This window comes from Polyangium fumosum (assembly GCF_005144585.1).
Lineage (GTDB): Bacteria > Myxococcota_A > Polyangia > Polyangiales > Polyangiaceae > Polyangium > Polyangium fumosum.
Map to the genome: position 1 here is coordinate 1 of NZ_SSMQ01000114.1, position 24456 is coordinate 24456.

The 24456-nt window shown below is 68.6% G+C and carries 15 protein-coding genes; 9 read left to right on the forward strand and 6 right to left on the reverse strand.

Annotated features, from left to right (window positions below):
• Nucleotides 1-195: 195 nt before the first annotated feature.
• Nucleotides 196-4839 (reverse strand): nSTAND1 domain-containing NTPase, encoded by a 4644-nt coding sequence (locus tag E8A74_RS48835; RefSeq protein WP_232380088.1) that lies wholly within the window; start codon nt 4837-4839, stop codon nt 196-198.
• 575 nt (nt 4840-5414) lie between these two features.
• On the opposite strand from E8A74_RS48835, the gene E8A74_RS48840 reads away from it, so the two are divergent.
• Together E8A74_RS48840 and E8A74_RS48845 are read left to right on the forward strand one after the other, a co-directional pair.
• The gene (locus E8A74_RS48840) at nt 5415-6689 is read left to right on the forward strand and encodes a hypothetical protein (protein WP_136936065.1); all 1275 of its coding nucleotides are present in this window, start codon (nt 5415-5417) and stop codon (nt 6687-6689) included.
• Between the two features lie 14 nt (nt 6690-6703).
• On the forward strand, nt 6704-7930 hold the full coding sequence (locus tag E8A74_RS48845) for a hypothetical protein (protein ID WP_136936066.1): 1227 nt from the start codon (nt 6704-6706) through the stop codon (nt 7928-7930).
• 3 nt (nt 7931-7933) lie between these two features.
• Here the strand turns inward: E8A74_RS48845 and E8A74_RS48850 are convergent, their stop codons facing one another.
• Together E8A74_RS48850 and E8A74_RS48855 are read right to left on the reverse strand one after the other, a co-directional pair.
• A complete protein-coding gene (locus tag E8A74_RS48850; RefSeq protein WP_136936067.1) occupies nt 7934-8692 on the reverse strand; it encodes a hypothetical protein in 759 nt (252 codons plus the stop codon).
• A 7-nt stretch (nt 8693-8699) separates the two neighbouring features.
• On the reverse strand, nt 8700-10346 hold the full coding sequence (locus E8A74_RS48855) for a fumarate hydratase (RefSeq protein ID WP_136936068.1): 1647 nt from the start codon (nt 10344-10346) through the stop codon (nt 8700-8702).
• Nucleotides 10347-10556: 210 nt separating this feature from the next.
• Here E8A74_RS48855 and E8A74_RS48865 point away from each other — a divergent pair, with 210 nt between their 5' ends.
• Nucleotides 10557-11681, forward strand: coding sequence for an extracellular catalytic domain type 1 short-chain-length polyhydroxyalkanoate depolymerase (locus E8A74_RS48865; protein ID WP_211365635.1), 1125 nt, complete (start codon nt 10557-10559; stop codon nt 11679-11681).
• Between the two features lie 47 nt (nt 11682-11728).
• Nucleotides 11729-12223 (forward strand): hypothetical protein, encoded by a 495-nt coding sequence (locus tag E8A74_RS48870; protein ID WP_136936071.1) that lies wholly within the window; start codon nt 11729-11731, stop codon nt 12221-12223.
• A 27-nt stretch (nt 12224-12250) separates the two neighbouring features.
• On the opposite strand, the gene E8A74_RS48875 is transcribed toward E8A74_RS48870, so the two are convergent.
• Complete coding sequence (locus E8A74_RS48875; RefSeq protein WP_136936072.1) at nt 12251-13177, reverse strand: class II glutamine amidotransferase; 927 nt, start codon at nt 13175-13177, stop codon at nt 12251-12253.
• A 108-nt stretch (nt 13178-13285) separates the two neighbouring features.
• Here E8A74_RS48875 and E8A74_RS48880 point away from each other — a divergent pair, with 108 nt between their 5' ends.
• The 4 genes from E8A74_RS48880 (at nt 13286) to E8A74_RS48895 (ending at nt 18678) form a co-directional block, all read left to right on the forward strand.
• The gene (locus E8A74_RS48880; protein ID WP_136936073.1) at nt 13286-13963 is read left to right on the forward strand and encodes a hypothetical protein; all 678 of its coding nucleotides are present in this window, start codon (nt 13286-13288) and stop codon (nt 13961-13963) included.
• Complete coding sequence (locus tag E8A74_RS48885) at nt 13960-14664, forward strand: hypothetical protein (protein WP_136936074.1); 705 nt, start codon at nt 13960-13962, stop codon at nt 14662-14664. The genes E8A74_RS48880 and E8A74_RS48885 overlap by 4 nt, the downstream gene beginning before the upstream one ends.
• Before the next feature lie 673 nt (nt 14665-15337).
• The gene (locus E8A74_RS55795) at nt 15338-16966 is read left to right on the forward strand and encodes a S8 family serine peptidase (RefSeq protein ID WP_136936075.1); all 1629 of its coding nucleotides are present in this window, start codon (nt 15338-15340) and stop codon (nt 16964-16966) included.
• Nucleotides 16967-17133: 167 nt separating this feature from the next.
• Nucleotides 17134-18678 carry an MXAN_6577-like cysteine-rich protein gene (locus tag E8A74_RS48895; RefSeq protein ID WP_170229959.1) on the forward strand — a complete coding sequence of 515 codons (1545 nt, stop codon included), beginning with the start codon at nt 17134-17136 and terminating at the stop codon, nt 18676-18678.
• 41 nt (nt 18679-18719) lie between these two features.
• On the opposite strand, the gene E8A74_RS48900 is transcribed toward E8A74_RS48895, so the two are convergent.
• Both E8A74_RS48900 and E8A74_RS48905 read right to left on the reverse strand, forming a co-directional pair.
• Nucleotides 18720-20048: a TldD/PmbA family protein gene (locus tag E8A74_RS48900; protein ID WP_136936077.1), complete on the reverse strand. Its 1329-nt coding sequence runs from the start codon at nt 20046-20048 to the stop codon at nt 18720-18722.
• An 8-nt stretch (nt 20049-20056) separates the two neighbouring features.
• Nucleotides 20057-21643 (reverse strand): TldD/PmbA family protein, encoded by a 1587-nt coding sequence (locus E8A74_RS48905; protein WP_136936078.1) that lies wholly within the window; start codon nt 21641-21643, stop codon nt 20057-20059.
• Nucleotides 21644-21895: 252 nt separating this feature from the next.
• Between E8A74_RS48905 and E8A74_RS48910 the strand changes: the two genes are divergently transcribed.
• Nucleotides 21896-24289, forward strand: a complete 2394-nt coding sequence (locus tag E8A74_RS48910; protein WP_136936079.1) for a DNA polymerase II — start codon at nt 21896-21898, stop codon at nt 24287-24289.
• Nucleotides 24290-24456 lie beyond the last annotated feature (167 nt).

Genomic DNA, 24456 nt, shown 5'->3' on the forward strand with positions numbered 1-24456 from the left:
CCCCCCGGCTCCGTCACCATCAGTCGCGGCCTGGAACGCCTAGCTCCCGCAGCAGAGATGCTGCGCGTCCTCAGGGAGAATGGGCTCGTAAGATGAGACCAGTGCTCAGGCCCCTGGCTGGTCCGGGGTCGAGGGGGCGGACAGCCCCCCGCGGGGACCGGGGCAGCGCCCCGGCACGGCGAACATGGTACGATGTTATGGCTGCGCCGCTCGGCGGTCGTTCGCCTCGGCGACGCGGCGCTGGCAGCTCGCGAGCTGCTCGACGGCGACGTCCTCGGATACGCCGAGCAGCTCCTTGCGTAGCTCGATGGGCGGGCAATAACGGGTGGCCGTCCAGAGCGCCGGGTCCTCCAGGCCGGTGAAGCGCTGGAGGCGGGGCCATATGGTGGCCCAGTGCTTCATCTTGCCGGTGGCTGGGTCAATCTCGCTATGCGAGGCGGTGACGATACGCGTGCCGTCGGGGCTCCACGCCGCCGAATGGGCCTCGAACTCGGGGATGCGGAGGATCGCCGGCTCGCCCGTGCCGTCCGCGTTCCACACGCGCACGGTCTTGTCATCCGAGAAGGTGACGATCTGGGCGCCATCTGGGCTGAATGTCCACCCTCCCCTTGCTCCGCCACCCACGGGTGCGCCGTGTCCCTCGAGCCGCAGGGGCTTGCCCGTGCCATCGGCGTTCCAGACCCAGGCGGTCTTGTCCCAGGAAGCGGTGACGATGCGTGTGCCGTCGGGGCTAAACGCCGCCGAAGAGACGCCATCCTGGTGCCCCTCGAGCCGCAGGGGCTCGCCCGTGCCATCGGCGTTCCACACCCGGGCGGTCTTGTCTGCCGAAGCGGTGACGATGCGCGTGCCGTCGGGGCTAAACGCCGCTGAATAGACGCGATCCTGGTGCCCCTCGAGCCGCAGGGGCTCGCCCGTGCCATCGGCGTTCCAGACCCGGGCGGTCTTGTCCCAGGAAGCGGTGACGATGCGTGTGCCGTCGGGGCCAAACGCCGCCGAAGAGACGCGATCCTGGTGCCCCTCGAGCCGCAGGGGCTTGCCCGTGCCATTGGCGTTCCAGATCCGGGCGGTCTTGTCCCAGGAAGCGGTGACGATGCGCGTGCCGTCGGGGCTGAACACCGCCGATGAGACGCGATCCTGGTGCCCTTCGAGCCGCAGGGGCTCGCCCGTGCCATCGGCGTTCCAGACCCGGGCGGTCTTGTCCAAGGAAGCGGTGACGATGCGCGTGCCGTCGGGGCCAAACGCCGCCGAAGAGACGCCATCCTGGTGGCCCTCGAGCCGCAGGGGCTTGCTCTTGTCATCGGCGTTCCAGACCCGGGCGGTCTTGTCCCCGGAAGCGGTGACGATGCGCGTGCCGTCGGGGCCAAACGCCGCCGAATAGACGCGCTCCTGGTGCCCCTCGAGCCGCAAGGGCTTGCCCGTGCCATCGGCGTTCCAGACCCGGGCGGTCTTGTCCCCGGAAGCGGTGACGATGCGCGTGCCGTCGGGGCTAAACGCCGCCGAATAGACGCGCGCCTGGTGCCCCTCGAGCCGCAGGGGCTTGCCCGTGCCGTCGGCGTTCCACACCCCGGCGGTCTTGTCCCAGGAAGCGGTGACGATGCGCGCGCCGTCGGGGCTCCACACCGCCGAATAGACGCGATCCTGGTGCCCCTCGAGCCGCAAGGGCTTGCCCGTGCCATCGGCATTCCACACCCGGGCGGTCTTGTCCCAGGAAGCGGTGACGATGCGCGTGCCGTCGGGGCTAAACGCCGCTGCATGGACGCTCGCCTGGTGCCCCTCGAGCCGCAGGGGCTTGCCCGTGCCATCGGCGTTCCAGACCCGGGCGGTCTTGTCCCCGGAAGCGGTGACGATGCGCGTGCCGTCGGGGCTAAACGCCGCCGAATAGACGCGCTCCTGGTGCCCCTCGAGCCGCAGGGGCTTGCCCGTGCCATCGGCGTTCCACACCCGGGCGGTCTTGTCCAAAGAAGCGGTGACGATGCGCGTGCCGTCGGAGTTAAATGCCGCCGAATAGACGACATCCTGGTGCCCCTCGAGCCGCAGGGGCTCGCCCGTGCCATCGGCGTTCCAGACCCAGGCGGTCTTGTCCCCGGAAACGGTGACGATGCGCGTGCCGTCGGGGCTAAACGCCGCCGAATAAACGACATCCTGGTGGTCGAGGACCACGCTCGCGATTCCCTGATGCTTGGCCCAGAGGGCCAGCTCGTGCCACCGCGGCGGAAGCTCGCCCGCAGGTTCCATCTCGCGCACCAGGGCGAGGACCAGGGTCGGGTCGGACAGGTGCTCGCGCGCGCTCGCCATTCGGCTCGCATTGCGCGCCTCGGCGGTCCGCCTGTCCGCGAGGGCGGCGCTCCTCTGGGCCTCCGTGGCGTTCCTCTGGGCCTCCGCGGCCGTTTCATCGGCCCGCCGCGCCTGGCTCCTGGCCTGCACGCCGAGGAGCGAGACCACGAACACGATGAGCGCGAGAAACGTCATGATCCCGCCTGTCAGCAGTCGCCGCCGCCGCCGCGACAGCGAAGCGAGCCTGACGACCGCCTCGAGATACCCCCGATCCCGCTTGCCGAGCCCGAGCGTCCCCTCCGCGCCGCCCTCGGCCCTCTTCCGCGCGAGCCATTGCCCCGCCTCGATCGCCGCCGCGTCGCGCCACAAGAAGCCTTTTTCCTTGCCGTTCTTCTCCCATTGCGAGGCGGCGCTCCGCAGCTCGACCAGAAACTCCGCGTCCTTTTCGTTTTCGTCGAGCCATTGCTGGAGCTTCGCCCACCGCTCGATGAGCGATTCATGCGTCAGCTCGACGGTCTTCCCCTCCCGCTCGCCGCCTGCCTCGATCGAGAGCAGCCGCGCGTCGGCCAGGTGGTGCACCACCTGCTCGGCCATGGATGCTCCCTCCGAGAGCGCGCAGAGCTCCTCCAAACGCACCACCGCGCGTGTCCGCTCCGGCGTCACCAGGCGCAAGAAGATGGCCTGCGCGAGCCGCTGCTCGGGCACGCTCATCCCCGAGAGCACCGCGTCCGCGTGCGTCGAGAGCGCGCCCGAGACGCCGCCCAGCGCGCGGTACGCCCCCCGCGTCAAGAGCCGCTCTTCGCGGTCGCGCGCCTCCCATAACTTCGTCGCCGTGAACTGCAAGAGCGGCAGCGGGCTCTTCATCCCCCCGAGATCGCCGAGCATCTCGTCGCAGAGGCCCTCGTCCTCGAACCGATACCGCGCAGCTTCGAGGGGCCTCTTCAACGCGCTCCGCATTCCATCGGCCGTCATGGGCGGCAAGAACATGAGCCCCCGGGTCATCGCCGAGAGGAACCGCCGGTCCTCCGACACGCGATCGAGAAAATCCGCGCGGATGGTCACGATCACCCGCAGCGGCGACGACGCGTCGTCGGCCACGCCCTCGAGGCACGCGCAAAACGCGGCCCGCTCCGAGGCTTCCATCCCCAGCGTATACAGCTCCTCGAGCTGGTCGACGAAGAGCAGGATGCGGTGCTCGCTGCCGCGCCGCCTGCACCGCGCGCGCAGCCTTTCGCCGAGCGATCCCGGCTGGGTCCGCAAGAGCGCGGTGATCGCCGCCGGATCGGCTCCGCCCTCCGCCGCGTCGCCCGAGCTATCCGCGAAAAACGCGAGCACGTCGGCGAGCGCAGCGAGAGGACGCCGCCCCGGGCGAAGGACGAACGCCTCCATCTCGCGGCTCGCGCGCTTCAACGCCGGAATGACGCCCGCCCGCACGAACGAGGATTTCCCCGCGCCCGAAGCGCCCGCGATGGCGATGAGCTGCTGATGGCGGAGCTTGCCGAGCACCGCGGCGATATCGTCGTCACGCCCGAAGAACCGCGCGGCGTCCGATTCTTGAAATGCGGAGAGGCCCGCGAAGGGGCTCTCGTCCTCGGCGAGCGCCGCGGACGTCTTCGTCACCGCGCCGAGCCGTTCGAGCAGCTCCACGAGCTCCTTGGCCGAGCCGATTCGTTCGCTCTTGCGCTTTTTCAAGCACCGATCGATCACCTCCGCGAGCGCGTGGCCCGCGCCGAGCTTGTCACGGGCGCTCGGCATGGGCGTATCGAGATTCGAGACCCCCACGAGAGCCGGTAGGTCGAGCGGCGCGAGCGGATGCGCGCCGGTCGCGAGCTCGAACAGGATGAGCCCCGCGGCCCAGACGTCGCTGCGCCCGTCGAGCGGCTCGCCGAGCCATTGCTCCGGCGACATGTACGGCATCGTGCCCACGAGCGCGCCGTCCTGCGTCAGAGCGGGTGTTTGGGACTTCGAGGCGAGCGCGGTGGGCCATGTTTGCACGAGCTCGAGGGCGACTTGCTTGGCGATGCCGAAATCGACCACCTTCACCTGGCCGCCGTCGGCCAGCAGGATATTTTCGGGCTTCAGATCCCGGTGGACGATGCCCATGGCGTGCGCGCAGGCGAGGGCGCGCGCGACGGGGAGCATTCGCTCGACGACCACGGCCGTGGCGTCATGTGCTCTCTCCGTCATGGCCTCGCGCAGCGTGCGCCCCTCGATATATTCGAGGACCATGTAGGGAGACCCTTGCGCGTCGTCGACGTCGTAGATGACGACGATATTCTCGTGCTTGCATTGCGCCGTCGCGCGCGCCTCGGCGAGGAAACGCGTGGCCGCTTGCCCCGTATGCTCGAGCAGGAACTTGATGGCGACGAGCCGGCCGAGGCGAACGTCGCGGGCCAGAAAGACCATCCCCATCCCGCCCGCGCCGAGCTTGCGAATGAGCTCGTAATGTTTGAGGACCGTGCCGGGCTGCAAGGGGAGAGGGGCGCCGGAGGCTGCCGCGGGCATCGCCCCCTCGCGTGGAGCGAAGGCAGGCATGGTGCCCGAAGGCGCGGTGAGCGTGTCCATCAGCGCATCCGAGGGCGCATGAGATGGGGAGACGCCTGCTCGAGCGGCGGAGGAGGAATCGTCGGAAGCCATGACGGTGCGCTTGTACGGGGATCGACGTGGGGAAGAATGCCCGGCGGATATTCTCCCGATAACGTCTCTGTGTCAAAGGACATCCGGCGCGCCCCGAGCGGGATCCCTGCATACCGATCCCGCCTCCCTACGCGCGCGTATCGCCTTGTGCTCGACGCGATAACCTCATAGGTTCCTTCTTGGGCGCGCTCATGCTCGAGCGCTGCACATTCCGTGTGGACGATGGGCCAATCCACACAGAATCAATCCACGAGGGATTCGACAGGGTATCGGTTGCAGGGAGGGCTCGTCGGAGCCAATGGGAGCGTGCCATGAAGGCTAGGTCGTTCCTTTCTGCCATCTCCGCGGCACGATCATGACGACTTCGGCCACCGTGAGCCTCACGGCGGCGAGCTGCACCGGCACCGTCCTGATCCTGAGAAACTGAGCGCGCGGGCCTCACCCCCCCACCGGCAGGGCGCGCTTGGTTCTCGATCGCCTGATGCTATCCTCGTCCCTGCCCCATGATCCTCGAATGTCGCCACTGCGGTGCGCCGCTCGACGTGAAGCCCGACGCGGCGCTCACGAAGTGTCGCTACTGCGACACCACCAGCGAGCGCCGCCTCCTCCGGACCGTCTCCGCCGAGACCCCGCGTGATTTCCGCCCGCCCCCGCAGTGGCTCCCGCCCCCGCAGTTCCCGGCCCCATCGAACCAGGCGCTCGCGTATCACGAAGAGACCTTGCGCGCGAACACGCGCGCGAACTGGATCGTCCTCCTGGTGGGCGTCTCGGTCGCCGCGGCGCTCGTCCCCGTCCTCCTCCTCACGCTCGGCCCCTCCAAGGGCGGCTCCTCGAAGAAGGGCGGGATCGTAGGGGGCGTGCTGCCGGGCAAGTCGCCCCAGGAGCTCGCGGCCGTTCGAATCGACCAGACCCGGGAAGGCCTCGCGAAGGCGCTCTCCGGCAGCCCCATGGGCTCCATGCTCGCCGTGCCCGTCTCGCACCCGCGGTACCAGAGCATCTCGTTCATGTACGACGACAAGGAGCCCACGTTTCCCCAGAGCTTCACGCTCGTGCAGCGCTCCGGAGCGACGCCGGATCCCAAGGCGCTCGAGGCCCTCGGGAGCCGCCTGCACGGCGGGCTCGTGGACGGGAGCTGGAACTGGGCAGGCCTCGTGGCCGTGCACACGGACGCGAAGACCGGCCTCGTCTCCGCCTCCGTGCTGGGGGCGCGCGTGGGCGGCACGAGCGCGCAAGCCAAGGTGCAGCTCGGCGCCATGTGGAAGCTCGTCCTGCACGCCGTCCTCGGCGCGGGAACGGGCCCGACCGCCGAGGAAGCCCGCTGGATCGGCGCGCCGCACCCCTTCGCCGCGCTGGAGACGATCGACCTCACGACGACCGTCGACAAGGCCGCCGCGACCTTGACCCAGAAGTTCCCCGGCTCGTCCTTGTCCACGTTTATCGAGCTCGGCGTCACCGTCTCCGTGGATCACCCGCTCCTGCGGAACGCCGAGCTCTCCTACCCCAACGAGAAGGGGGGCACGCTCCGGACCGTGGCCCTGCGCGGGAGCAAGGCGTTCCCGGAGCGCCGCGAGGGCCTGGTCGGCTGCCTGGAGGGCAAGCTCGGGAAGGCCAAGGTGGAGGATCGCGATTACCTGGCCAAGAAACGCGATTACGAGTTCCCCGTGGGCAAGCTCGAACTCCGCATCGGGGAGAACGAGGCCCGCGTGCACTGGCTCCCCGGACGGCTCAATGGCCCGGACTGGAAACGAATCGTGGGCGCGCTCGGCGCCTGCCGCTGACCCCGGAGCGTCCTTTGCAAGCCATCGTCAAGGTCTTCGAGGACAACCACATCGACCCGCCGTGGTCGTACCTCGCCGTCTTCGCGATCGACGCCGTCATGGTCCTCGTGATCGCGTTTTGCGTGCGCGAGATCCGGCGCGCGCGCCGCGCGGCCGTCGAGGCGGCCGCGGTGATCAAGCCGAAGGCTCCGCTCTTCGAGGGGGCGCGGTTCGTCGCCGGCACGGTCGAGTTCGCGCAGGGCGAGTTCGAGGCCGTGCGGGTGACGATCTCGCAGGAGGGGAGCGAAGAGAGCGACAAGAACAACAACAAGTCGCATACGTGGACGGAGACGGAGCGCGAGACGCTCGCGCGGCCGTTTTATCTGCGCCACGACACGGGCGTCCGCGTCCGCGTCGAGCCGCCCGACGACGTGCTGCTCGTCGACACGCTCGATCAAAAAGAGTGGCTGCATTCGTCGAAGCGAAAGCTGCGGGCCGAGCTCTTGCCGGGCGAGCGGGTCGTGGTGGAGGGGCGGCTGCACCGGGCGCCGGATCCCGAAGAGGTCGGGGAAACCGCGGGCTATCGCCAGGCCGCCACGACGGGCTGGACGATGAAGCCCTCGCCGCAGAAAGGCATGCACGTCTCGACGGAGAGCCTCTCCCGCCGGCACGAGCTTCGCGCGCGAGCCTTTTTCTGGACGTGCGTGTGGGTGGGGCTGCTCGGGCTCGCCATGCTCATCCCGCTCGGCACCTACCGGGCGCGCGTGCTGCTCGGGGAGAACGTGGTCGCGACGTACCTCGGCAAACGGACGTTCGAGAGGACCAGCAAAGGCAAGACGACCCTGCACCACGGCGTCGATGTTCGGTACGAGGCGCCGCCGGGCACGGTCCGTGCGAGCAGGGGCATCGAGGTCGACGACGACGATTACCTGGAATTGCCGGCGGGGCCGGGGGAGATCTGGGTCCGGCGTGTCCCGGGCTTCTCCACGGCGACGGCGCTCGGGCAGGGGAGCTCGGTGTGGGTGCCGCCCTGGGTCGCCGCCGTGGTGCTCGCCGGTATCGCGGTGTACCGCGCCTACCGCACGCACACCTATCGGCGCTGGTACGAAGGGCGCCTCGTCGAGAAAGACAAAGGGCCCTTGCCCCCGCAGACGAACGAACGTTTCCTCGCGGACGATCCGGTTGCCTTGGAGGGGCGGCGCGCGCGGGCGCTCCGGCGCGAGAGGGCCGCCAAACACGTGGAGCCCATTCCGTTCGAGTGAAGCTCAGGCTTCGGCCTTGGGCCGCAACATCACGAGCAAGACGTCCGCGTCGGGCACCTCTTCCGTCGGCACGAGGCGCTTGCCGCCGCTCGCGAGCCGCACCTCGATCCACCGCGACGAGAGCCTGGCCCGGCGGACGTCCTGCCGCGAGACCGCGTCTCCCTCGCCGAGGTGCAAGCGCGTCTCGTCGAGCATGCAGCGCCCGAAGAACGCGCGCCCTTTCTCCTGGATGCGCCGCTCGGCCTTCTCCAGCCGGTGATCGAAGGTGCGGGACGCGATTTCGCGGCCGAGCGTGTACGGGTCGCGGACGGGCGTGGGCAGGCGGATGCGGGCATCGGCGTGATCGTCGAGCCAGAGCGCCGAGACCACGGGCGGGGCGTCGCCGAGCGCCTCCCAGAAGAGGCCTCCGACGGACGTGATGTCCTGGAAGCGCAGGTCCTTCGTGTCCTTGCCGCGCCCGATGCGCAGCCCCTCCTCGTGCACCTTCACGCGTTGCCCGCGCGCCCGCACGAAATGGGAGAAGGCCCAGAACCCGAGCGAGCCGAAGACGAGCGCGGCCCCGCCGAAGACGACGAGGGCCGCGAGATCGTGCCCCAGGTGCTCCGGGATGATGAAGAACGGCAGGGCGACACAATCGAGCGCGATGAGGAGGCAGAAGAGCCCCACGCCGATACGAACGCCCTGCTGGGCGAGCGAGACGGGGTGCTCCGAGACGAGCGCGCCCAGCGGATCGGCCTGACGATACGGAGTCTGGGCGCGCACGGTGCTCCTATTTCGCGACGTCGAGCCGCTTGCCTTTCGGCCCGTCGATGTCCGCGAAGAAATCGTTCCCCTTGTCGTCGACCACGATGAACGCCGGGAAATCGACGACCTCGATCTTCCAGACCGCCTCCATCCCGAGCTCGGGGTATTCGAGCACCTCCACCTTCTTGATGCAATCCTTCGCGAGCCGGGCCGCCGGGCCGCCGATCGAGCCGAGGTAAAAGCCGCCGTGTTTCTTGCAGGCCTCGGTCACGGCGCGTGAGCGGTTGCCCTTCGCGAGCATCACATACGAGCCGCCGCTCGCCTGGAAGAGGTCCACGTACGCGTCCATGCGCCCCGCGGTCGTCGGCCCGAACGAGCCCGAGGCGTATCCCTCCGGCGTCTTCGCGGGGCCAGCGTAATACACCATGAAATCCTTCATGTACTCGGGCATGCCGTCGCCGCGATCGAGGCGCTCCTTGATCTTCGCGTGCGCGATGTCCCGCGCCACGACCATCGGCCCCGAGAGCGAGAGGCGCGTCTTGATCGGATACCGCGCGAGCTCGGCCCGGATCTCGCTCATCGGGCGGTTGAGATCGATCTGCACGACCTCACCCGAGAGCTCCGCGTCCGTCGTCTCGGGCAGGTACTTCGCCGGGTCGCGTTCGAGCGCCTCCAGGAAGATGCCGTCCTTCGTGATCTTCGCGAGCGCCTGCCGATCGGCCGAGCACGAGACCGCGATGCCCACGGGGCACGAGGCGCCGTGGCGCGGCAGGCGGATCACGCGGACGTCGTGGCAGAAGTATTTTCCGCCGAACTGCGCGCCGATCCCCGTGCGCTGCGTGATCGCGAGGATCTGCCGCTCGAGCTCGACGTCGCGGAAGCCGCGGCCGAGCTCGTTGCCCTCCGTGGGCAAGGTGTCGAGGTAACGCGCCGACGCGAGCTTCGCGACCTTGAGCGTGTGCTCGGCGCTCGTGCCGCCCACGACCACGGCGAGGTGGTAGGGCGGGCACGCCGCGGTGCCGAGGGCGCGGATCTTCTGCTCGACGAACGCGAGCAGGCTCTCCGGGTTCAGGAGCGCCTTCGTCTCCTGGTAGAGGTAACTCTTGTTCGCCGAGCCCCCGCCCTTGGCCATGAACAGGAATTTGTAGGCGTCGCCTTCGGTCGCGAAGATGTCGATCTGTGCCGGCAGGTTCGTCTTCGTGTTGACCTCGCGGTACATGTCGAGCGGCGCGAGCTGCGAGTAACGCAGGTTCGTCGTGCGGTACGTATCGGCGATGCCACGCGCGATCGCGGCCTCGTCGTTGCCCTCGGTCAGCACGTACTGGCCCTTCTTGCCCATCACGATCGCGGTGCCCGTGTCCTGGCAGGAGGGCAGCACGAAGCCGGCGGCGATGTTCGCGTTCCGGAGCAGCTCGAGCGCGACGAAGCGGTCGTTCGCCGAGGCTTCGGGATCTTCGAGGATCCGCGCGAGCTGCGCGAGGTGGCCCGGCCGGAGCAGGTGCGCGATGTCGCGCATGGCCTCCCGCGCGAGGAGCGCGAGCCCCTCCGGCTCGACCTGCACGAACGTCCTGCCTGCCGCCTCGATCGTCGAGACGTGGTCCTTCGTGACGAGGCGGTAGGGCGTCTCGTCCTTGCCGAGGGGGAGCATGTCCTGGAACTGGAAATCGCTCATCGGGCGAAGGTGTACCCGAGGCGGTAGGCGCGTGCCAAGGGCGCGTTCGCAGGGGGCGGACAATTGCAGTGATCGTCGGTCTGGTTGCGCGGCGACGGATTGCCGCACCGGGCTTCATGCAACCACGCTGCAAAGAAACGAGGTCGTTCGAAGGCATCACAAAGCTGCCTCGCGCGAGACAACACGCGGGAGGGAACGTAGCATCGAGGCATGCGCGCTTGGATCTCGGCTTGGATCCTGCTCGTGGCTTCGTGCGGAGGCGGCGGGGAATCGATCTCGCTCGGCGGTGGAGGCAACGGCGGGACGAGCCCCGGAGCGGTATCGAGCGGCGCGGTCGGAGGCGCAGGCGGAAGCGGTGGTGGCGGCGGCAGCGGAGGCGAAAGCGCGAGCGGGAGCGGTGGCGGAAGCGCAAGCGGTGGCGGGGGCGGTGGCGGCAGCGGCGGAAGCGCAAGCGGCAGCGGCGGCAGCGGCGGAAGCGCAAGCGGCAGCGGCGGCAGCGGCGGCAGCTCCGCGGTGTGCGTCGGCAAGAGCGTGATGCCCCCCGGCGACAAGGACATCACGATCACCACGAGCGGCGAAGAGCGGTCCTTCCGGGTGCACGTCCCGCCCGGCTACGACGCCGCGACGCCCGTGGCCGTCGTGCTCGCGTTCCACGGGTATACCGAGTCGATCGACGACTTTGCGAGCCGCACGCATTACGCCGAGGCCGTGGACGAGCGCGGCCACATCGTCGTGTTTCCGCGCGGCAAGGCGCCGTTTGGCGTGCCGGCCTGGAACGCGGGGACCTGCTGCGGCACCTCGCAGATCCAGAACACGCCCGACGTCCCGTTCGTGCGCGACATGCTCGACCGCATCGAGCAAGACTACTGCGTCGACCCGAAGCGCATCCACGCCACGGGTTTTTCCAATGGCGGCATGCTCTCGCACCGCCTCGCCTGCGAGCTCGCCGATCGGATCGCCTCGATCGGCGCGGTCTCCGGCACCATGGCCATCCCCGAATGCGCGCCCCCGCGGCCCGTGCCCGTGCTCCACATCCACGGGACCAGCGACCTCATCGTCCCGTATGCCACCCCCCTTGCCGCGCAGACGGTTCCCAGCACGATCGAAGGCTGGACGACGAGGAATGGTTGCAACGCGGAGACCCAAACGACCTACCAGCAAGGCAAGGCGCGTTGCGAGCGCCAAACGGGCTGCGACGCGGGCGCCGACGTCGAGCTCTGCACGATCGACGGCGGGAGCCACGAATGGCCGGCGGGCGGCTCCGCCATGGGAATGGGCGACCTCGCTGCGACGGACTACATACTCGATTTTTTGGAGGCCCACGCCATGCCTTGACCCCTCGCCCCTTGACGCGGGCGGTCTGGGCTGGATAAAGGAACACGATGCTTCAGGTCCTCGACGCAGACGAAGAATATCTCGTCGCCACGCGAGGCCACGTGCTCGTGAAGGTCTGGGGCCGCATCAACCTCGACCGGGTGCGCCGCGCGTTTGCCGTGCACCGCTGGCTGCTCGAGGCGTCCGATCACGAGGCGACGTCGTTCGGCGTCATCGCCGTCGTCATCCCGCAGCGGCTCGCCATCCCCGACAGCCTCGACGCCGAGATGCGCAAGCTCGACGACCTGATGGCGCCCCACATCTTCGCGAAAGCCGTCGTCGTCGAGGGCGACGGCATGCGGTCGAGCCTCCTCCGCGGCACGGTGAAGGCGACGAGCCTCGTCAAGGCCCGGGGGTACCCCGAGAAGAACTTCGGTGAGATCGGGGATGCGGCGCGGTGGCTCGTCCCGCAGCTCGCGACGAAGACCGGTCAGGTGGTCTCCGCCGAAGATCTCGCCTGGGACATCGCCGAGGCGCGGGCGCTGCACCATCACCTCGCCTGATTCGCCCTCGAACGTTCGGGGCGCGGGCTACTCGACGTCGAGCGGAACGACCTCGACCGAGGGCCGATCGTCGGCTCGCTTCACGTACACGAGGTGCTGGAGCGGCACCGCGTGCCACGTCCCGTGGTCCCGCGTGAGCGGCTCCGAGGCGATGATGCACGAGCTCGCGTCCTCGTCCGCCGAGAGCATGCGCCATTCCCCATCGTACTGGCCGTACGATTTTCCAATCGTGTACCAGATCCGGAGCACCCGCTCCTCCGGCGGGTGGAAATCGTCCCCGAGTCCATCGAATTGTCCGAGGCCGTAGGTATAACAGACGGCGACGAGATCATTGCCGTCCGAGAGGAACAGGTTCATCGGGGAAAACGTGCGGATGCCGAGCTCGCGCCGGATCCCCGCCACGATCCGCAGCGCGGAGGTGACCCCGCGGGCGATGTCGAGCGCGCCGAGATCCGCGCACGGATCGGGGAGCTGCGAGAGCAGGAGCGCGTAGAACCACTCGCTATCGGTCGTCCCTTTGATCGCGCGCGCGATCTCGGGCCGGATCTTCGGCAAGAGGGCAAACTTCATCTCGTCGAACCGCGCGAGCTGCCCATTGTGGGCGAGCGCGAGCCTCGCGCCCTCGAACAGGAACGGGTGCAGGTTCTGCTCGTGGATGATGGCGCGCGTGTCGTACGGCACGCCGCGCAGGTGCGCGAGCAGGGACGTCGCGCGCACCTTCGCCGCGAGCGCGCGCAGGTTCCGATCGTAGATGGCGAGCTGCGTGCTGCGGTAGGCGAAAGGCAGATCCGGGCGCTCCGAGCGCGCGTCCCACGCGAGCAGCCCCGAGCCCGCGAGGTTCAGCCGGGTGTAGAACGCGGCCTGGTGGGTCTGGTTCACGAACGAGACATCGGGCTTGTAGAGCAGATCTTCGAGCGGGATCGGCTCACCGAGGTAGGCGAGGACGCGGCACATGGTCCTCCTGTCGCCCGGGACGCGCGCGCTTGCAAGCGCCAACGCGCGAGGGTTCGTGATCCCGCCTCGCCGGGAAATGGTATCTTCTCCCCGAAGGGGCGATCACGCGTGCACGAGGGACGACGATTCATCGGTGGGGCCGCGGGCGCGCTCACGCTCGCATGCATTCTCACGGGCACAGAGGTCGTGCAGGCCGGCGATCCTTCCCACGTCGCGCTCTGGCGCTTCGAGATGCACGGGGCTTATTTCCAGGGCGATCAGCGGCTCGGGGCGGGCACGCTCGCGCCGTACAACGGCTGGGGTCTCTGGGGTCGGGTCGGCATCTCGGAGTTTCCCTGGAAATGGCTGGGGTACGACGTGCTCGCGCAGATCGGCCTGGTCGGCACGCCGCAGGGCACCTTCGACGTGGCGGCCGAGGGCGCCGTCGCGTTCGCGCCCGCGCGCTGGAAGGGGAGCGTGGACGGCTCGATCGTCCTCGGCGTGGGCGGCGGCTTCGGACTCGAGCGCCCCGTGTGGCTCGGCCGCGGGGGCACGGGGTATCCGCTTTTGCACGGGCGCCTCACGCTCAAACCGAAAAACTCGATTCGGTTCTTCACCTCGTTTCGGTTCACGCCCATCACCTCGGACGCGGGCTGGGTGCGCTCCTACGATCTCGAGGTCGCGGGCGGGTACAAATGGTGGCATCTCGGCCTTCGCGGACGCATCGACGACGTCACGCAGGGGGATCCCGAGCGATTGTACCGCACCTACTGGCTCGGCCCGACGGCGGGATTGGTGATTCGATGAGCCGCGCGAGGACGACCGGTTTTTTTCTGGTCGTGATGACGCTCGCCGGCTGCGGTCTCGATCCGGTGCGCGTCTCGGATCGGGTCTCCACGCGGGACATGTTGCTCGGCGTGACGGCGCTCGATGACGGCGCCGCGGCGGCGATCGACGTGCGGGTCGGCAGCCCCATCGGCGCCGTGGAGCTCACGGGCGGCGACGCGTTGTTCGTCACGGTGGACGGGACACGCCGCCCGATGGTGGAAGGCGAGCTCAATGGCGCGCCGATCCATTCGGTGAAGCTCGACGCGCTGCCGGGTGATTTCCTCCTCGACCTCGAACGCCAGAGCGATCGCGACGTGCACGGCGTCGTCGTCGAGGTCCCGCGCCCGTTCACGATGACCGCCGCGGGCCTCACGCAGGATCTCCCGCTCACGCTCTCCTGGGAGGCCGAGCCCGAGGGCGGCGAGGTCGTGGTGACGGTCCAGGGCGATTGCATCGACCCGCTCACGCGCGCGCTCGACGAGGACACGGGCATGCTCGTGCTCACGCAGGCCGAGCTCCGCCCGCCGCCGGCGGGCCCGCCCCTCGCGCCTTGTGCGCTCCAGGTCTCGATCTCCAAGACGATCACCACGCGGGACGCGCTCTTCTCGATGAACCCGGGTGGAATCGTCACCACGAGCGCCGAGCAGCGCCGGACGATCGCGGCCACCTGGACGCCCTGAAGCCCCCGTGGGCGGGTGCATTGCGGGTTCGATCGGGAGCCTCCGCACGTCCGAGGTCGCGAGGCAGATCCGAGCCAATCTTTTGACGCGCCACATCGGCCTCGTGGCGCTCGGCGTCTATTGGCAGTGCGAGGACAAGCGAAAGGCGTTCGAGGCGGGGCTTGACGAACACGTGAGGAAGCCCGTCGATGCCCGTCGACCCGGAGGCGCTGGAGGAGGCGATTGCGTTCTCGGCCTCGCGCGAGGGATTCAGAGCCCGCCGAGCGCGGCTCGGCCGGCGGCGCCGTGCGTCCATATCGCCATGCCCTGGTCACGTGCGTGACCTGGGCGTCCGCGAGTTCTGGTCAATGATTGGACCAGGTTCGCATACATTATTTTCGAAATGGAACCGCTTGCAATGTTGCCCCAAGCAGAATAATATTCCTGTTCACGCGGGCGGCTCCGGTTCCCGAAGGGGTCTCGTCGGATCTGCGTCACAGCCCACCTTGGTGAGCCCCTCGCGCGTTGACCCAACCACGGCGTGACGCTGCAATACAGAGTGTCGAGGCGCGCGATGAATACGCGTGGCGCGCAGATGCGCGCGCGTGGCGCGTCCTCGACGCCATGGCCATTTCGTCGTCGTTTTTGATCGGCGACGCCCGCCCATCATTTTCATATCCCGGAAGGAACCGACATGACGCACAATCTTCGTCATTCTCTCGCGCTCGTGATTGCTTCGCTCGGCCTTGCGGCTTGCGCCATCGGCGCGGACGAAGGCGGGGAGGACGTGGGAGCCGCTCCGATCGCCCTCTCGGCCGAGGGCCGGTACATCATCAAGTTCAAGGATTACGGCCGGCGTGGCGCCTCGATTGCGGCTGCGGGCGGCAAGGTCGCGCGGGAGTTGCCCGAGCAGGCGGCGAGCGCCGTGTACCTGCCCGACGCAGCGGTCGAGGCCATGGCGAACAACCCGAACGTCGAGTACGTCGAGGTCGATCAGCGCCGGGAGCTTTACGGCCAGACGACGCCGTATGGCATTTCGATGGTGCAGGCGACCGACTCCGCCTTCGCGAGCGCGGGGGGCAGCACCAAGGTCTGCATCATCGACTCAGGCTTCCATGCCGGACACGCCGATCTCCAGGGCCTGCCTGTCACGGGGCAGAGCGGCACTTCGTGGAACACGGACTCCTGCGGCCACGGCACGCACGTCGCCGGTACGATCGCTGCGGTGAACAACTCGCAGGGCGTCATCGGCGTCGCGCCGAACAACGTCTCGCTCCACATCGTGAAGGTTTTCGACGGCGCCGATTGCGCCTGGTCGTACGCCTCGGACCTCGTGGCCGCGCTGAACGAATGCCGGAGCGCGGGCGCACAGGTCGTGAGCATGAGCCTCGGCGGCAGCTTCTCCAGTACGACGGAGAAGAACGCGTTCGACAATGCGAACGCCGCGGGCGTGCTCAATATCGCGGCCGCGGGCAACGGCGGCAACAACAAGACCTCGTATCCGGCGGGGTACGCGTCCGTCATGTCCGTGGCGGCCGTCGATTCGGCGAAGGCGAAGGCGGACTTCTCGCAATACAACGCCGACGTCGAGATCGCGGCGCCGGGCGTGCAGGTCCTCTCGACCGTGCCGTGGACGACGCCGAGCCTCACCGTGGGATCGAGCGCTTACGCGGGCTCGAACATCGATGGCGCGGCGGCGAAGTCGGTCTCGGGTGCGCTCGTCGACGGCGGTCTCTGCGACTCGGTCGGCGCGTGGGCGGGCAAGATCGTGCTCTGCCAGCGCGGCGTCGTCAGCTTCGCGGACAAGGTCAACAATGCGCAGGCCGGCGGCGCCGCGGGCGCGGTCATCTACAACAACGTCTCCGGCGGCTTCGCAGGCACGCTCAACGGCACGAGCGCGATCCCGGCCATCGGCATTGGCATGGAAGAGGGCCAGGCCCTCGTCGCGGGCTCGCTCGGCGCGAGTGCCTCGCTGAACACGATCCAGACGATTCCGGGCACGGGGTATGAAGCGTGGGACGGCACCTCGATGGCGACGCCGCACGTCTCGGCCGTCGCGGCGCTCATCTGGAGCCAGAAGCCGACGGCGACGAACAACGACGTCCGCAATGCGCTCACCTCGACGGCGGAGGACCTTGGCGCGGCCGGCCGCGACGTGAACTTCGGGTATGGCCTCGTGCGCGCGAAGAACGCGCTCGACGCCCTGCTCAGCGGCAGTGGCGGCGGCGGGCCCACCTGCGGCGCCTCCGGCGCGACCTGCTCGGCCGGCTCGGATTGCTGCTCGGGCACCTGCGGCGTCAAGGGCAAGAAGATCTGCAAGTGAGCTTCTGAACGGCGGGGATCCGGCAGCCCGGATCCCCGCTCGCACGCCACCTTTTCCCGCCTTTCCGCCCATTTTTCAATCCAGCGGCCTGGCACTATTTTCTGGGGGCGGGTGTTTTGGCGCGATTCAATATTACAAATGCCAAACGATTTGGATAAGGTATGTTCATGACTTTCGCGAAATCAGGACGTCGAGCCTTTCCTTGGTTGGTCCTCGTCTCGCTTGCGGCGTCCGCGGGCGCGCTCGTCTTGGCTTGCTCCGGGACGAGCACGCAGCCCACGCCCGGAGACACGTGCACGCCGGACCTCGGATCCATTCAGGAGACCATCTTCGCGCGGTCCTGTTCACAACAGGGATGTCATGCCTCCGTCGAGCCCGCGGCCTTCCTCGACCTCGCGTCGGCGGGCGTCGAGCAGCGGCTCGTCGAGGCGCCCTCGGGCACCTGCGAAAACAAGGTCCTCGTGGTACCGGGCAAACCAGAACAATCATTCCTGGTCGAAAAAATGAGGCTGGCCATGCCCGGCTGCGGCCTCCGCATGCCACCCACGGGCGCCCTTCCGGCCGCGGATATCGCATGCATCGAATCCTGGATCGCTGGCCTCCCCGAGGGCAGCACGCCGGACGGAGGCACCGACGCGCTGCCATGCGAAATGTGCGGCGGCGAAAACTGCGTCGACCTCGCCACGGATCCCACGAACTGCGGGGCCTGCGGGAAGGTTTGTCCACCCGGGGCCACGTGCGGCGGGGGCGCATGCGCGTGCAGCGGGGCGCTCACGGCGTGCGGGGACGCCTGCCTGGACACGTCCGTCGACCTTGCGAACTGCGGCGGCTGCGACAAACCCTGTCCGCAAGGTTCGCTCTGCGCGGGAGGGCAATGCGCTTGCCCAGGCGGGCTCGAGGCGTGCAACGGTCAATGCGTGGATACAACGTCGGACCCGATGAACTGCGGCACGTGCGGCACGAGCTGCGGCGCGGGGAAGGTTTGCAATGGCGGCGCATGCCTCGCGAGCTGCGGGATGCTCGAGACCTGCGGCGCATCCTGCGTAGATACGAGCACGAGCGTGACGAACTGCGGCGCGTGCGGGAACGCCTGCGCAGCCGGAGCCTCATGCATCGCCGGCATGTGTACGTGCCCGGCCGGGACCTCGGCCTGCAATGGCGCCTGCATCAACACGACCACAGACCCGGCAAACTGCGGGGCGTGCGGCAAGGTGTGCGCGGCGGGCACGACGTGCCTCGACGGCGCGTGCGCTTGCCCCGGCGGAGGCGCCTCCTGCGGCGGCACGTGCGTCGATACGCAGACCGATCCGAACAACTGCGGCGCCTGCGGCAACACGTGCGCGGCCGGGCAAACGTGCGCGGGCGGGACCTGCACGTGCGGCAGCGGGAGCGTCTCGTTCGCCGTCGACGTGCAGCCCATCTTCACCACGAACTGCGCTTCCGCCGGCTGCCACAAGGGCGTCAACGCGCAGGAAGGGCTCGATCTGAGCATCGGAAAGGCGCATGCCGAGCTTGTCAACGTCGCCGCTACGCAATGCAATGATGGCCGCAAGCTCGTCCTGCCCGGCGACCCCGCGCAGAGCTACCTCATCGACAAGATGATGAACATCGACCTCTGCTCGGGATCGAAGATGCCCAAAGTCGGGATGCTGCCTTCAGCGCAGATCACCACGGTGGCGAACTGGATCTGCGCCGGGGCGCCGAACAACTAGAACATCGAGCGGTTGTCCACCCGATCGATGTTCTCGTCGGCTCAGGTCCCCGCGACCTGCATGCCGTCGAAGACGAGCGTCGGGGTGCGGCTCGTGCCATAGGCGAAAGGATCGTTGCCGACGGCGATGAGGCGCTTCCACACGTCGACGTGGCGGCCGGACACGTTCATCTCGGCGATCGGCTCGGCGATCTTGCCGCCGCGGATCACGAAGCCCTGCACGCCGAGCGAAAAATCGCCCGTCGCGTCGTTCGAGTTCCCGCCGAGGAACGACGTGATGAGGAGGCCCTCCTTCACGTCGAGGGCGAGCGCGGCCTGCGTCTTCGGGCCGAGCTTCCAGGCGATGTTCGTCGAGCCACCCGTGGTCGGCGCCATGCTGAGCTTTTTGCCGTAATACGTGTCGATGTAATGGTTCTTGAGGACGCCCTTCTCGAAGACGGGCATCCGCCGCGCGGCCAGGCCCTCGCCATCGAACGGGCGCGTGCCGAGCCCCTTCGGCAGGAGCGGGTCGTCCGCGAAATCCAGCTTGTCGCTGCCGAACGGTTTGCCCACGAACCCTTCGAGGAACGAGCGCTTCTGCTGCAGCGCGGCCCCGGTGAGCGGGCGGAGCAAATAACTCAAAAAGCGGCCCGCGGCGCGGTTGTCGATGAGCACCGGCATCACGGCCGAGGGGGCCTTCTTGGCGCCCCGCCGCGCGAGCGCCCGCTCGGTCGCGCGGCGTCCCACGGCGGCCACGTCGGGCAGATCCGCGTAGAGCCGCACCCAGGCGTATTCGCCCTCCTCGGGCCTGCGCCCGTCGTCGTCCTTGATGCTCACGTCGGCCGAGATCGAGAACTCCGTGCCTGCGAAGCTCGCTTCGAGCCCATTCGAATGCACCTGCGTCGTCTCGCTCCACGAATGGTAGCCGTTCGTGGTGACGCTCAGGATCGCCTCGCTCCCCTTGACGCTTCGCGCGGCCTCTTCCATGGACTGCGCCGTGCGGCGCAGGTCGAGCGCGGTGATGCTCTCGATCTTCGGATCGGCCATCGACAGGCCCTCCGGCGTCGCCTTCGAATAAAGCGCCGGATCCGGCAGGCTCCGGTGCGGATCCTTCGCCAGCGTGCGCGTGAGGCCGATGGCGTTGTCGAGGAACGACGCGAGGCCCTCGGGGCGCAGATCACTCGTCGAGCAGGTCGAGTACCGACCGTCGACGTAGAGCCGGACCTCGAGCCCGCGGCTCGTCGCCTCCGTGATCTTTTCGAGCTTGCCGTCGCGCCAGGTGACGTCGACGTCCCGCTTCACCCGCGCGACGGCCGCGACCTCCGCCGCTCCCTTTTGTTTGGCCAGAGAAACCGCGTTCCTGGCGATTTGCAGCATGGCTTCGTTCGTCATGACGCCCCTCAGCCCTTCGCGCTCGCCTTGGCGCCCTGGGTTCCGCCTTGACCGCCCACCGTGATCGAGGAGACGCGCACCGTGGGAATGCCCTGCGAGACGGGCACGCTCTGCACGTCCTTGCCGCAGGTCCAGCCGCCCTCGTCGATGACGAGGTCCTTGCCCACCATGTCGATGCGCTCGAGCACCCGCGGGCCGTTGCCGATGATGTTCACGTCCTTGATCGGCCGGGTGAGCTTGCCGTCCTCGATGAGGAAGCCGTTCTTCACGTAAAACGTGAAATCCCCGGCGCCGATCTGGACCTGGCCGTTCGAAAAACTCTGGCAGTAGATGCCCCGCTTCACCGAGGCCACGATCTCGTCGTGCTCGTGTGGCCCGGGTAGCATGTACGTCGCCCGCATGCGCGGCATCGGCGGGTGCTGGTAGCTCTGCCGTCGGCCGTTGCCCGTGGGCTTCAGGCCGTAGTGCTTCGCCGAGATGGAGTCGTGCATGTACGTCGCGAGCACGCCCTTATCGACGAGCGTCGTCGTGCCCGCCGGGTTGCCCTCGTCGTCGACGTTGATCGCGCCGCGCGCGTGTGGCTGCGCCGCGTCGTCGACGATGTTCACGAAAGGCTGGGCGATGGGCTTGCCGATCTTGTCCGCGTAGATCGACGTGCCCTTGCGATTGAAATCGGCCTCCATGCCGTGGCCGATCGCCTCGTGCAGGAGGATGCCCGACGAGCCCGCCGCGAGCACCACGGGCATCTCCCCGGCCGGCGCCGGCACCGCGTCGAAGAGCACGGTCGTCCGCGCGACCGCCTCGCGCACCACGCGGCCCACGGTCTCCGGCGAATAAAAGTCGAACCCGCGCCGCCCGGCGACGTTGTAGCCGTTCGTCTCCTTGCGGCCGCCTTGCTCGGCGACACACGAGACGTAGAGGACCGTCATCGGCTGGAAATCCTCGACGAGCCGGCCCTGGCTGTCGGCGATGAGGATCGCGCCCGCCTCGTCCGCGAAGAAGACGCTCACCTTCTTGATGCGGCCATCCATCTTGAAGATCGCCGCGTTCACGCCGTCGAGGATCGGGAGCTTTTGCGCGGGCTTGATGCCGTCCCAGGGCACGTCGAGCGTGTACCTTTGCGGCAGCGCCGCCCCGACCGCGAGCGCCTTGGGCGCGGGCCGCGCGGGCCCGTCCGCGACCGCGGCCGCCGTCTGCGCCGCGCGCTTGATCGCCTCGCGCGTGAGCTCCTCCGTATACGCGTAGCCCGTCTGATCGCCGCGCACCACGCGCACGCCCACGCCGAGCTCGACGCGCGTGTAGGCGCGGTTCACCTCGCCGTCTTCGAGCTGCAATCCATTGGAGACGCGGTGCTGGAAGAAGAGGTCGGCGTGATCGGCGCCGCGCGAGAGCGCGTCCGCGAGCCCGTCCCGGATCATCCCCTCGTCCACGCCGAATCGGCTGAAATACGAGACCCGCGGCGCGTCGGCCGAGGGCACGACCGCGGCCGTGGTGGGCTTTTCGAGCGCCTGCCCCGCGCAGCCGAGCAGGAACCCGCTCGCCGACGCCGCCGCGATGCTCGATGCTCCCATCTCGATGAATTGCCTCCGCTTCATGCGATGATCGTGGCCCATCGTCCGAGCTCCAGGTGAAAAGTACGGTCACGACGATACACCCCCGTCCACACGCGAGCACGCGGATTCAACAGGCGAGCCGCGTTTCGACGCCTCCGTCCGGGTGGTTCGTCCGGGAACCTTGCTCCATAAGGTCATGCCGCAGCGCGGCACGGCCTGCCGCTTGCAACCAATGCCGTGCCGTGGTCTACAGCGTTGTACCGTCTAGCAGGTAGACGCTCCGGGACGACGCGTGTGAAGGCCGAACGCGGATTCATCCTGACTCCGACCTACCGGATCCACGACGATCGGACCGAGGTGCACCTGTATGCCGTCCTCGCCTGTGGCGAGCCCGCGCTCCTCGTGCACGACCAGCATCGTCCTTATTTCTTCGTGCCCGCGCGGGACGAGGCCGTGGCGCGCCGCGTCGCGGGCGAGCGCTTGTCGGATACGCCCCTCGTCTCGTTCGCCGGAGATCCCGTCTTGCGAATCGAGGCCCCGAACCCCGAGCGCCTCGCCGGGCTGCGTGCATCGCTCCTCGCGAGCGGCGTGATCGCGCTCGAAGCGGACGTGCGCTTCGTACAGCGTTTCCTCGTCGATCACGGCATCCGCGGCGCCTTCTCCGTCGAGGGCCCGTTCGAGCGCCGCCGCGGCGTGGGCCGCGTCTACAGGAACCCACGCATCGAGCCGGCCTCGTTTGTCCCGCGCCTCTCCGTGCTCTCGTTCGACATCGAGACCAGCCTCGACGGCGCGCGCCTCTTCTCCATCGCGGCCGCGGGGCAAGGCGGCGAGCGTGTCTTCCTCATGCAAGGCGGCGCCGCGACGAACTTGCCTTCTGACGATGGGGGCTCCGCCCGGACAAGCCGGGCTGTGCCCCCATACCCCGCGTCTGTCAACGTTTTTTCCGACGAACGCTCCCTCCTCGCCGCGTTTTTCGAGCACGTCCAAAAGGCCGACCCCGACGTGCTCACGGGCTGGAGCCTGCCCGATTTCGACCTCCCCCAGCTCGTCGCGTTCGCCCGCCGCGCGCGCCTCCCTTGCTCGCTCGGCCGCGCCTCGGGCAACCCCACGATCCGCCGTGATCCCGGCTTCACCCGCGAGGCGCGCGCGTTCGTCCCCGGCCGCGTCGTGCTCGACGGACTCGCGCTCGTGCGGGGCGCGTACGTGCGGCTCGACGACTATCGCCTGGAGACCGCGGCGCGCACGATCCTCGGCCGCGGAAAACTGTTTGGCCCCGAAGGACGTGGCGACGCCATCGAATCCGCCTTTCGCGACGATCCCGCCGCGCTCGCCGCGTACAACCTCGAAGATGCCCGGCTCGTGCTGGAGATCGTGCAGAAGCTCGGCCTCGTCGAGCTCGCCGTCGAGCGCAGCCTGCTCACAGGCATGCCGCCCGATCGGGTCGGTTCGCAGATCGCCGCCGTGGACTCGTTGTACCTCGGCGAGATCCGGAGCCGCGGCCGCGTCGCGCCCTCGGTCACCCGTGACGACGATCTCGACACGGGCCCGCTCGCGGGCGGCCTCGTCCTCGATGGTAAACCCGGGTTTTTTCGGAACGTCCTCGTCTATGACTTCAAATCTCTTTACCCGAGCCTCATCCGCACCTTCAACATCGACCCGATGACCTTCGCGGGCGAAGGCCCTCCCGGGGATCCGAGCGTGATTCACGTCCCCGGCGGCGCGACGTTCCGGCGCGATGAGCGGGGCATCCTGCCCGATCTCGTGGCGCGGCTCGGCGCGGAGCGGCAGGAGGCGCGGCGGAGCGGCGACGAGCAACGCGCGCAGGCCATCAAGATCCTCATGAACTCCCTCTACGGCGTGCTCGGATCCCCCGCGTCGCGCCTGTTTTCTCCGCCCGTGGCGAGCGCGATCCCGCTCGCGGGGCAATGGGTCATCCGCGTCGCGGCCGGCGCCGCCGCGTCGCGGCCCGGGCATCGCGTGCTCTATGGCGACACCGACTCGCTCTTCGTCGACGTGGGCGAGCCCGATCCCGAAAAAGCCGCGGCGTATGCGGACGCTCTCCGCGCGCACATCGCTGCGGAGGTCGATGACGCGCTCGCCCGCGCGTTCTCCGTGCAGAGCCACCTCGACCTCGCATTTGCGAAGATGTACGCGCGGTTTTTCCTGCCCGAGATGCGCGGCCGCGCCGAGGGCAGCAAGAAGCGGTACGCGGGGCTCGTGTATCGCCCGCGCGGGGACGGCGAGGTCGAGATTGTTGGCCTCGAAGCGGTCCGGCGAGATACGAGCGCCATCGCGCGGCGATTCCAGCGCGAGCTCCTGGATCGTGTCTTTCACGATCGTCCCGTCGAGCCGTTTGTCTTAGCGTTCGTCGAAGACCTCCGGGCGGGCCGATTCGACGCGGAGCTCGTCTACCGCAAGGCGCTCCGCAAGCCCCTCGACGCCTACACGAAGACCACGCCGCCGCACGTAAAAGCGGCGCGCAGGCTCGGCGCGGACGCGGGCCGCGTCGTCTCGTACGTGGTCACGAAAAACGGCCCCGAGCCCACGAGCGCGCGTTCGTCCCCATTGGATCACGAACATTATGTCGAGCACCAGATCAAGCCGATCGCGGACGCGGTGCTGCGTTTGTCGGGCGGGCGCGATTTCGACGACGTCACGGGCGCGCGGCGCCAGCTCTCGCTCTTCTGAATTGCCCGGGTGACAGGCGCGGGCGCGGGGAGTATGGTGCCGCGCCATGGTGCGTCGTGAGGAGATCGACCAAACGGCCGGGACACCGGTTCGAGGGTCGGTCTTGCGCTGCACGTCTCCAACGGGTGAGAGTCCCGTCCGGGTAAGCGCCGGAGCGCCCGGTAGCA

What these genes read in the sequence shown, in the direction of transcription:
- E8A74_RS48865 (WP_211365635.1), top strand. Translation starts at nt 10,557, where the DNA reads ATGCGCGCTTGGATCTCGGCTTGGATCCTGCTCGTGGCTTCGTGCGGA.
- E8A74_RS55795 (WP_136936075.1), top strand. Translation starts at nt 15,338, where the DNA reads ATGACGCACAATCTTCGTCATTCTCTCGCGCTCGTGATTGCTTCGCTC.
- E8A74_RS48875 (WP_136936072.1), bottom strand. Translation starts at nt 13,177, where the DNA reads ATGTGCCGCGTCCTCGCCTACCTCGGTGAGCCGATCCCGCTCGAAGAT.
- E8A74_RS48895 (WP_170229959.1), top strand. Translation starts at nt 17,134, where the DNA reads ATGACTTTCGCGAAATCAGGACGTCGAGCCTTTCCTTGGTTGGTCCTC.
- E8A74_RS48885 (WP_136936074.1), top strand. Translation starts at nt 13,960, where the DNA reads ATGAGCCGCGCGAGGACGACCGGTTTTTTTCTGGTCGTGATGACGCTC.
- E8A74_RS48835 (WP_232380088.1), bottom strand. Translation starts at nt 4,839, where the DNA reads ATGGACACGCTCACCGCGCCTTCGGGCACCATGCCTGCCTTCGCTCCA.
- E8A74_RS48840 (WP_136936065.1), top strand. Translation starts at nt 5,415, where the DNA reads ATGATCCTCGAATGTCGCCACTGCGGTGCGCCGCTCGACGTGAAGCCC.
- E8A74_RS48900 (WP_136936077.1), bottom strand. Translation starts at nt 20,048, where the DNA reads ATGACGAACGAAGCCATGCTGCAAATCGCCAGGAACGCGGTTTCTCTG.
- E8A74_RS48855 (WP_136936068.1), bottom strand. Translation starts at nt 10,346, where the DNA reads ATGAGCGATTTCCAGTTCCAGGACATGCTCCCCCTCGGCAAGGACGAG.
- E8A74_RS48870 (WP_136936071.1), top strand. Translation starts at nt 11,729, where the DNA reads ATGCTTCAGGTCCTCGACGCAGACGAAGAATATCTCGTCGCCACGCGA.
- E8A74_RS48905 (WP_136936078.1), bottom strand. Translation starts at nt 21,643, where the DNA reads ATGAAGCGGAGGCAATTCATCGAGATGGGAGCATCGAGCATCGCGGCG.